This window comes from Frigoribacterium sp. Leaf44, assembly GCF_001421865.1.
Classification (GTDB): domain Bacteria; phylum Actinomycetota; class Actinomycetes; order Actinomycetales; family Microbacteriaceae; genus Frigoribacterium.
On record NZ_LMLG01000006.1, the window covers coordinates 909,486 to 919,212 of the forward strand.

Here is a 9,727-nt window from a genome sequence, read left to right on the forward strand (position 1 = left end):
GATCCTGAGAGCGGCCCTCGGAGACACCGAGCCGTACCGAGGTTCCACCGCGGCTCCGTCCCGCCCCGCGCTCAGCTGATCCGACGTGTCCTAGTCTCGGTCCGTGCTCTCGACCGTGCTGGCCCTGGTGCCGTGGCTCGCCTTCTCGGTCCTGATCGGCGTCGTGGTCGCCGGTCCGTTCGTCGGAGTGTGGCTCGCGGGACGCCCACGGACGACCGGCGCTCTCTTCGGCCTGGCGGTACTCACCGTCATGGGGCTCACGCTGTACCCGGACGGCGCGCCTTACCCGAGCATCACGTGCAACCCGGGCCTGCCGTACCTCGCACCCACTGCGGGGGAGTCGACTGCGAACATCCTCCTGTTCGTTCCGGTCTCGTTCCTCGCGGGGGTGCTCTGGCGACGACCGGTGGCGGCGGTGCTCGGTGCCGTCGCGCTGTCGGGTGCCGTCGAGGCGATCCAGGCGCTGGTGGTGGTGATCGGTCGGGCCTGCGACACGAGTGACTGGATCACCAACACCATCGGGGCCGTCGTGGGGGGCGTGCTCGCGGCGAGTGCCCTCACCTGGCATCGGAGCCGCACCCGACGGGAGGCCGCACGCCCGGTGCGCGACGCTCCCTCGGGCGACTAGTCGGTGGGGACCACGTCCCAGTGCTCGCGGATGAGGCCGTCGTCGACGCGGAACAGGTCGGCGGCGAGCAGCGGGTCCCCGGGCTTCGCGCCGACCGCCTGGGAGAAGGTCCACACGATGTCGCCGTCGGAGAGCGAGATGACGGACTGCTGCGCCGGGAACTGCGCGCCGCTGCCGAACAGCCGCTTCAGCGCCGCGGTCCCGTTCGGAGCGACCGGGTTGTGCTGCAGGTACGCGGGGTCGAAGGCGCGGTCGAGGATCGACGGGTCGTGGTCCCGGAACAGCGTGTCGTACGCCGACACGGCCAGGACGCGATTGCGTTCTTCCTGGCGTTCCGACGGCGCGGCGGTCGGACGTGCCGGCCGGTAGAGGTCGCTGAACATGGTGTTCGTGTTCCCGCTGGCCGGTGTGCCGGTCGGAACGGGCTGCTCGAGCGACCAGCGCTCGACGATCCGGCCGTGCTCGAGGCGGAACAGGTCGACGGCGGCGTCGCCGCGTCGTTCGTCGCGCGGGTCCGGTGTGATCTGCCAGTGCACCGCGACGAGGTCGCCGTCGGCTGCGACGCGCTTGATCACGGCGTGGGCCCCCGGGACGCGCGTGCGGTCCGCCGAGAACTGGGCGAGGAGTCCCTCCGGCCCGGCGGTGGTCCCTGCTCCGTGCGCGACGGCGCTCGGTGAGACGGATCTCGCTGCGAGCTGCTGGGAGGACGTGCTGTCGGGATCGGCGAAGGTCGTGGTGATGAGCGTCCGCACGGCGCAGGCGTTGCGGTGTTCGGTGGTGGTGTCCCGTCGGTCCGGGGCGGCTGTCACGGTCGGCTTCGGTGTCGTCCCGGGAGCAGCGGATGCCGGCGTGGCGACGCCGAGTCCGGTGAGGAGGGCTACTCCGGCGAGGACGGCCGTGCCGCGGGCGAGGCGACGGGAAGGGTTGCGCGTGGTCGGGTCGTTCGTCATGGTGTTCTCCTGCTCGTGTGGTCGGCGGGTGATCGCAGCATCGCAGGAAGCCCCGTCGTCGGCAGGTACGCACTTTCTCGTAAGCCACTCACGTGGAGGTCGGAATCGTGGAACCGCCCGGGCCGACCGCGCAGGATCGTGGCGCACTCGTTCGCGTCCCCGCGGCGTGTCCGACGCGAGTCGTGCTCACACACGTCGCCGTCCGAGGGGACCGGCACCGCGCCTCCTTCACGACCGACGTCCCCGCCTGCCCGTCCCCTCGGCAGGAGGGGCGGGCGGACGGGGACGTCGGCACGTCGGGGGCTACTCGGCCCGGCGACGGCCTCGGATCGGGCCGACCACGCGACGGCCGCGACGCGAGAGCGCCAGGCCGAGCGCGACCCCGAGCAGGGCCATGGCGGCGATGCCGAGCACCGACGCGCTGCCGGTGAAGGCCAGCTGCGTCGCCGACAGGATCATCGGGAACGACACCGTGACGACCGCCTGGACCGTCTCGCCGGCCGTGTCGGTCACGCGGTACTGCACCGACGCCTTCGAGTCGAAGCCCTTCGCGGGGGTGAAGACCACGGAGCCGTCGACGACCGTCCAGGTGCCCTGCCCGGGCACGGTCAGCGCGCTGACCCCGTCACCGGTGGCCGGGTCGACGATCACGACGGTGCCGCGGTCGAAGGTCGCTCCCTCGGTGGGGGCGTCGTTCGTCGTGACGTCGACGGTGACCGCGTGGTCGGTGGTGCCGCGCTGCTGGTCGTCGACCGCGACGGCCGCGCCCAGCACCGTGATGGTGACGGTCGCCCGGGCGGTCTGTCCGGCCTCGTCGGTCGCCGTGTAGTCGAAGGTGTCGACCCCGACGAAGCCGGCACGGGGCATGTAGTCGTACGATCCGTCGAGGTCGAGTGCCGCGGTGCCGTGCGACGGCTCGGACGCCAGGGCGACCCAGAGGGCCGAACCGTCGTCGTTGCGCATCACGCCGCCGACCCTGCCCGAGACGAGTCGTTTGCCGGCGATCGTCCTGCCCGAGTCGGCCACGGCCTTGACGCGCACGGTGATGCTGACCGTGGCGGTCGCGGTACCGCCGTCGCGGTCGGTCACCGTGTAGGTCACGGCGTCCTTCCCGGAGAACCCGGCGTCCGGCGTGTAGACCAAGCGTCCGCTGGGGTCGATGGTCGCCGTGCCGTGAGCCGCGAGGCCCGTCGAGGTGACGCGCAGGCCGGTGCCGAGGTCGTTGCCCGACACCCCTGGGGCGGCGACGGTCAGCGTCGTGTCGGCCGGCGTCCAGGCCGCGTCGTCGATCGCGGTCGGCAGCACCGTGAGGGTGACGGTGCCCGTGCGGGTCTGCCCTTCACCGTCGGTCGCCGTGTAGGTGAACGCGTCGGTGCCCGAGAAGCCGGTCTTCGGCGTGTAGACGTACGAGCCGTCGCGAGCGAGGTCGACCGTGCCGTGCGTGGGCGCGGCGTCGAGTGCCGCGGTCAGCGAGCTGCCCGAGTCGTTCGAGAGCACGCCGTGTGCGGCGTCGACGGTGAGCGGGGTGCCGGCGCGGGTGCTGCCGGCGTCGTCGACGGCCAGGGCTCCGACGACGATGGTCGCGGTGGCCTTCGTCGCGGTCCCCGACGAGTCGGTCGCGGTGTACGTCACCCGGTCGGTGCCCGAGAAGCCGGCGACCGGCGTGTAGACGAACGACCCGTTCGACCGGGTGTCGATCGTGCCGTGCGCCGGGGTGCCGGCACCCGTCACGGTCAGGCCGGTGCCGAGGTCGTTCACCAGAAGGCCCGGGGCGGGTACCGAGAGCGCGGTGCCGGCGGGCGTCGAGTACCGGTCGTCGAGGGCGCGGGGCGTGACGGAGACGGTGACCGTCGTCGTGGCGGTGCCGCCGTCCCGGTCGGTGACCGTGTACGTGACGACGTCGGTGCCCGAGAAGCCGGGGGCCGGCGTGTAGTCGACGGTGCCGTCCGGCGCGATCGTGGCCGTGCCGTGCGCGGCCGGGGTCACCGCGGTGACCGTCAGGCCGGTCCCGACGTCGTTGCCGAGCACACCCGGTGCGGCGACCGTGACGCGGTCACCGGCGGCGACCGTGGCGACGTCGGGGGTGGCCTTGGGGCTGACCACGATCGTGACGGTGCCCGTGCCGGTCTGACCGTTGCCGTCCGTGACCTCGTAGCCGAAGGAGTCCGTGCCCGAGGTGCCGGGCTTCGGCGTGTAGGTGTACGAGCCGTCGGGTGCCATCGTGACCGTGCCGGCCTTCGGCTGGTCGGTGACGGTCGCGGTCAGGCCGGTGCCCGTGTCGTTCGACAGCACGCCGTGGTCGGCGTCGACGACGAGGGGCTGGTCGGCGGTCGTGCCCCCCGCGGGGGAGTCGTCGACGACGATCGGTCCGACATGGATCGTCACGGTCGCGACGTCCGACCCACCGGACGCGTCGGTGGCGCGGTAGGTCAGCTGATCGGTGCCCGAGAAGCCGTCGACGGGCGTGTAGCTGATCGTGCCGCCCGCTGCGATCGTGGCCGTGCCGTGGGCCGGGGCGTCGACGATCTCGGCTCGCAGGTCGGTGCCGAGGTCGTTGCCGAGCACGCCGGGGGCGGTCACGGTGACCGTGGTGCCGGCCTTCGTCGAGGTCGTGTCGTCGACGGCGTCGGGGAGCACGACGATCGTCACGACACCGGTGCTGGTCTGGTTCTCGGCGTCGGTCGCGGTGTACGTGAAGTCGTCGGTGCCCGAGAAGCCCTTCGCCGGGGTGTAGACGTACGAGCCGTCCTTCGCGACGGTCACGTCGCCGTGACGCGGGGCTCCGTCCAGCACGGCCGTCAGGCCGGTGCCGCGGTCGTTCGAGAGCAGGCCGGCCTTCGCCGGCACGGTCAGGTCGCGGCCGGCGGTCGCGGTGCCCTGGTCGGCCATGGCCAGGTCGCCGACGATGACCCAGGCGCGAGCCGTCGCGGTCTGCCCCGCGGCGTCCGTCACCTGGTACTCGAACGAGTCGGTGCCCGAGGTGCCGGCGTCCGGCGTGTAGCTCCAGGCGCCGTCGGCGTCGACCGTCACGGTGCCGTGCGCGGGCGTGCCGTGGTCGGTCACGCGCAGCCCGGTGCCCAGGTCGTTGCCGAGCAGGCCGGGGGCCGCCGTGGTGACGGTCGTGTCGGAGGGGGTGGTGACCTGGTCGTCGACGGCCACCGGCTTCACGGTGATCGTCACGGTCGCGGTCGCCGTGCGGCCGGCGGCGTCGGTGACCTGGTACGTCACCGTGTCGGTGCCCGAGAAGCCGGGCGTCGGCGTGTAGTCGAACTCGCCGTTCGGGGCGATGGTCGCGGTGCCGTGCTGCGGGCCGGTCACGATCGCGGCGCTGAGGCCGGTGCCGAGGTCGTTGCCGAGGACGCCGGGACCGTCGACGTGCGCGTTGCCACCCGCGACGACGGTGACGGTGTCGTCGACGGCCTTCGGGGCGACGGCGACGGTGGCGGTGCCGGTGCTCGTCACGCCGTTCGCGTCGGTCAGCGTGTAGGTGAAGGTGTCGGTGCCCGAGAAGCCCTTCGCCGGCGTGTAGACGTACGAGCCGTCGGGGTTGACGACGACGGTGCCGTTCGTCGGGCCCGTGGCGAGCGCGGCCTCGAGGGGACCGCGGCCCCCGTCGTTGCTGAGCAGTCCACGCCCGGCGGGCACGTCGAGGGGCGAGCCCGCGACGGCGTCGGCGGTGTCGGCCGAGGCGCGCGGCGCGACGGTCACGGTCACCGTGCCGGTGTCGGTGCCGCCCGTGCCGTCGGTGACGGTGTAGTCGACGGTGTCGGTGCCCGAGAAGTCGTTCGCCGGCGTGTAGATCACGTCGCCCGCGGGGGTGACCGACGCGGTGCCGTGGCCCGGCGTCGAGACGGCGGTGACCTCCAGGTCGATGCCGTCGTCGTTCGCGGTCAGGGCGCTGCCGGTGATGGTCGTCGGGGTGCCCGCGACCGCGGTGGCCGTGTCGTCGACGGCGGTGGGCAGCACGGTGAGCGTCACGGTGCTCGTGGTGCTCCGGCCTTCGGCGTCGGTCGCCGTGTAGGTGAACGTGTCGGTGCCCGAGAAGCCGTCCGCGGGGACGTACCGGAACGAGCCGTCACGGCCGAGCACGAGGGAGCCGTGCGAGGGTCCGGTCGCGACGGCGGCGTTCAGCCCGGCGCCGGAGTCGTTCGTCAGCACGCCCGAGGAGGCGTCGACCACGAGGGCCTGGCCGGCACGAGCGGTCGCGACGTCGTCGCTGCTCGCCGGGGTGACGGTGATCGTGACCGTCGAGGTCGACGTGCCACCGCCTCCGTCGGTCGTCGTGTACTGGAAGGTGTCGGTGCCCGAGAAGCCCTTCGCGGGCGTGTAGACGTACGAGCCGTCGGCCGCGACGGTGGCCTGCCCGTGCGCCGGCTCCGTGTTCGACGTCACGGTCAGGTCGGTGCCCGCGTCGTCGGCGAGGACGCCGGGCGCGCCGACCCTCAGGGGGGTTCCGGAGGCGGTGGTCCCGGTGTCGTCGGAGGCTGCGGCTGAGATCGCCGAGACGGTGTTGACGAAGGTGCAGACGACGTCGGTGCCGTCGGCGCTCGTCGCGGCGGGGAACGAGAACTGCGCGGTGTTGCCCGAGCCGGAGGCGACGGTCGCGTCGTCGTTGACGTTCGCGCACCGGTAGGTGGTCGAGTAGTCGGCGAGGCGGGTCGTGCTGTTGCCCGCCGTCTGCGAGACGGTGTACGTGCGGGCCGGGATCGCGAGCGCTGCGCCGGCCTTCTGGGCCTGGACCCCGGTCGCGTTGCCGGACGTCGTCGCGGTGGAGGGCGTTGACAGGTTGCCGCCGTCGACCTTGAGCGCGAACTGGTCGCCGGACTTCCAGCGGCCCTTGACATCCGCCTTGCCGGTCAGGGTGTTGGCGTAGTTGCAGCTCGCGAGGTCGGAGTACGAGGTGATGTTGCTGATGGCCGGGGTCGTCCTGCGACTGACCTCGGCACCCGAGCTCGAGTCGAGCTTGATGATCTGCATGCCGGACGAGACGTAGAGGTAGCCGTCGGACGAGAAGGCGATGCCGGGGCTGTTGGTGCCCGTGGGCAGATCGGTCAGCTTGGTGGCGGCGAGGGACGTGGTGCCGGCCGTGGTCGGGATCGTCTCGTCGTTCAGTCGGTAGACCGCGTTGCTCGCCACGACGAAGAGCAGCCCCTGCGTGCTGAAGGCGAAGTCGCCGTTGCCGGCCTGCAGGCCGGGGATGCGGCCGACGACGCCGATCTTGTCACCGGTCTTGGGGTTGTACGCCGAGATCGTGGCCGGGTCGCCACCGGTCGCGTAGTAGTAGATCCCGGTCACCGGGTTGACGGCGCCCCGCAGGGTCGATGCGGGTGCGCCCGAGGGGTTCGCGTCGGCGACGGTCGTGACGGCCCCGGCCGCCGAGTCGTAGCGCGCGAGCGTGTTGCCGTTCGAGTTGTTGGCCGTGCCGTTGGTGAAGGCGTAGGCGTCGAGGCCGTTCCGCCCGACGCCGAGACCGTTGTTGGCCGGCGAGAACGGGTTCGCCGTTCCGGCGATCACGTCGGACACCGTGTTGGCCGCGACGTTGATGGCGACGAACTGGCCCTGGCCGGCCGTCGCGTAGATCGTGTTCTGGTCGCACGAGAGCGCTGCGGCGGCGTGCGCCGGTGCCGGCGCGACGGCCTGCGTCACGGCGACGGCCGCGAGCACGGAGGCGGTGGCGAAGGCCGCGAACGAGAGGGCACGACGGCGGGGGCGCACGGAGGCGCGGAGAAGCGACATGGGCTGGTGATGTCCTCGGGTGGGGGCGTCCGGCCGGGTCGGATCCGGTCGGACGTCGGTCCTGCTCGACACGCGGGGGTTCAGGCGCCCGCGTGTCGCCCCCGACGGGAACGGGGGCTCCACGGAAGTGGATGTTTCGACAATAAAGCTTCTTGCCTGTCGAGTGGAGTCCCCAGAGCAGGGGTGATTTCGTCCGCCTTGTGGGGGACATCGGGGTACAAAGGGGCGGGTCAGGGGCGGGTCGAGGGCGGGTCGCGGTGCCGAGGACGCGACCCGCGCCTCCTGGTGTCCTAGCGGCGGGGGCGACGCCCGCGGCGGCCCTGGCCGACGGTCGGGATCGACGTCGTGACGACCGCGACCGACGAGGTGATCACCGCGAGCGACGAGGTCGACAGGTTCGCCTGGGCGTGACCGGTCAGGGGGAACCCGCGTCGGCCCGCGACGATCACGACGAGGCTGATCGCGACGATCGCCGCGGCCGCGAACGGTACCGTGGCGAGGCCCGACATCCCGTAGACCTGCCCGCCGATCGCGGCACCCGCGGCGATGCCGACGTTCGAGCCGGCGTTGATCAGCGCGCCGGCGATGTCGGGGCTGACACCGCCCGTGCGGATCGCGGCGGCCATGAAGAGGGTGCCGGTCGTGCCGTTCGCGGCCATCCACAGGCCGGCGACGACGAAGGTGCCGACGAGCGAGCCGTGCACGAACGGCAGGACCGCGAGGGCGCCGATCATCACCGCGACCGCGACGATCAGGGTCTGCCGAGGCGCCCGGTCGACGAACGCGCCGGCCGCGAGCAGGCCGATCACGCCCGTGCCGCCGAGCACGAGCAGGGCGCCACCGACGAGGTCCTCGCCGAGGCCGGCCCCGGTCAGGTACGGACCGATGAAGGTGTAGACGACGTAGTGGCCGGCGAAGAGCATGAGGTCGGCCACGACCACGGCGAGCAGCCCCGAGCGCGCCCACGACCGCACCGAGCCGACGTGCGGCGACGACTCGCCCTGCACGTGCGGCAGGAACAGCGCGGCCACGACGGCCAGCACCGCGGTGGCGACGGCGACCGCGCCCACGGCGGGACGCCAGCCGAGCTGGTCGCCGACGGTCGTCGCGAGCGGCACGCCCACCACGAAGCCCAGCGAGCTGCCCGAGTAGACGAACGCGATCGCCCGGCCGGCCAGGCGCGGTGGCACGATGCGCGTCGCGTAGGCCGACGCCACCGAGAAGAACAGGGCGTGTGCGATGCCGCCGACCACGCGGCCGGTCAGCAACACGCCGAAGCTCGGGGCGAGCGCGACCATCAGGTTCGAGGCCGTGTAGCCGACCAGGGTCGTGACGAGCACGGCCTTGCGGGGGAAGCGGGCGGTGGCCCAGGTGAGCGGCAGGGCGAGCGCGGCGACGGCCACGGCGTAGACCGTGACGACGACGCCCATGCGCGCCTCGCTCACGCCGAGGTCGGTGCTCATCGTCGAGAGCAGGCCGACCGGGCTCAACTCGGTCGTGATGGCGAAGAACGTCGCGAGGCCGAGCACGGCGATGCCGACGACGCCCGAGGGGGTCAGGCGGTGCGGCTGGGGCGTGGGGCGGGTGTCGCGCGCAGGCGTCGACGACGAGCGCGGGGGAGACGCGGCGGCGGGCGTGCGCACGGAAGGCGTGCGCACGGCGGGCGTGCTCGAGGTCTCGGGCGGACGCTGAAGGGTGTCGGTCACGGGATTGCCTCCGGGCCCGTGGCGCGTGCGCATGACGATGATCTCGTCGGGGGCACCGTGGACGTCGGCGGCCGACTCGTGGTCGACCCCGGTCTGCACGATGCAGCACACTCGTCGCGGGCCATGCTGCTGGCGGGTGGATTGGGGGGATTGCCACTCCACGACGAGGGCGCTCATCCAGTGTGACATGCCACCCCCGGGGGCTCGCAAGGCCCCCGAACGAGAAACCGAACGACGTTCGCTCGCGGCGAGCGGGCGCTCTCCGCGGCCCGTCGAGGACGAGGAGGCGCGGGTCGCGTGTCCGCGCCCCGTCACCGCGCGTACCCTGGTCGCCATGAGCACCGACACCGCCCCCGACCGCATCCTGATGTTCGGCGCCGAGTGGTGCCGTGACTGCCGCCGCTCGAAGGCGCTGCTCGACCGCGAGGGTGTGGCCTACGACTACGTCGACCTCGAGGCCGTCGCCGACGGTGCCGATCGTGCCTACGCCGTCAGTGGTCGCACGCAGATCCCCGTCGTGGTCTTCCCCGACGGCAGCCACCTGGTCGAGCCGACCGACGCCGAGCTCGCCGCCAAGCTCTAGCCCGGCACCCCGGCACCCCGGCACCCCGGCACCCCGGCACCCCGGCCCCGCGCCACGCGCCGACTCTCCACCCCGCCACGAAGTGAACAACCCGCCACGCGAACGTGTGGCGGGTTGTTCACTT

General features: G+C 72.7%; 5 protein-coding genes. 2 read left to right on the forward strand and 3 right to left on the reverse strand.

Annotated elements, in window-relative coordinates:
- The first annotated feature begins 103 nt into the window (after positions 1-103).
- Positions 104-628: a VanZ family protein gene (locus tag ASE87_RS12825; protein WP_056229013.1), complete on the forward strand. Its 525-nt coding sequence runs from the start codon at positions 104-106 to the stop codon at positions 626-628.
- On the opposite strand, the gene ASE87_RS12830 is transcribed toward ASE87_RS12825, so the two are convergent.
- The 3 genes from ASE87_RS12830 to ASE87_RS12840 all read right to left on the reverse strand — a co-directional run bounded on the left by ASE87_RS12830 (position 625) and on the right by ASE87_RS12840 (position 9,119).
- Positions 625-1,578 carry a nuclear transport factor 2 family protein gene (locus tag ASE87_RS12830; RefSeq protein ID WP_056229015.1) on the reverse strand — a complete coding sequence of 318 codons (954 nt, stop codon included), beginning with the start codon at positions 1,576-1,578 and terminating at the stop codon, positions 625-627. The two genes, ASE87_RS12825 and ASE87_RS12830, sit on opposite strands and share 4 nt — an antisense overlap.
- A gap of 303 nt (positions 1,579-1,881) precedes the next feature.
- Positions 1,882-7,314, reverse strand: a complete 5,433-nt coding sequence (locus tag ASE87_RS12835; RefSeq protein ID WP_056229019.1) for an S-layer family protein — start codon at positions 7,312-7,314, stop codon at positions 1,882-1,884.
- Between the two features lie 290 nt (positions 7,315-7,604).
- Entirely contained in the window at positions 7,605-9,119 is a 1,515-nt protein-coding gene (locus tag ASE87_RS12840; RefSeq protein WP_162235885.1) for an MFS transporter, read from the reverse strand.
- A gap of 235 nt (positions 9,120-9,354) precedes the next feature.
- Between ASE87_RS12840 and ASE87_RS12845 the strand changes: the two genes are divergently transcribed.
- Complete coding sequence (locus ASE87_RS12845) at positions 9,355-9,603, forward strand: glutaredoxin domain-containing protein (RefSeq protein WP_043594734.1); 249 nt, start codon at positions 9,355-9,357, stop codon at positions 9,601-9,603.
- The last annotated feature ends 124 nt before the right edge of the window (positions 9,604-9,727 follow it).

Coding starts and splice junctions, on each gene's coding strand:
- ASE87_RS12830 (WP_056229015.1), bottom strand. CDS start 1,578: ATGACGAACGACCCGACCACGCGCAACCCTTCCCGTCGCCTCGCCCGC.
- ASE87_RS12835 (WP_056229019.1), bottom strand. CDS start 7,314: ATGTCGCTTCTCCGCGCCTCCGTGCGCCCCCGCCGTCGTGCCCTCTCG.
- ASE87_RS12845 (WP_043594734.1), top strand. CDS start 9,355: ATGAGCACCGACACCGCCCCCGACCGCATCCTGATGTTCGGCGCCGAG.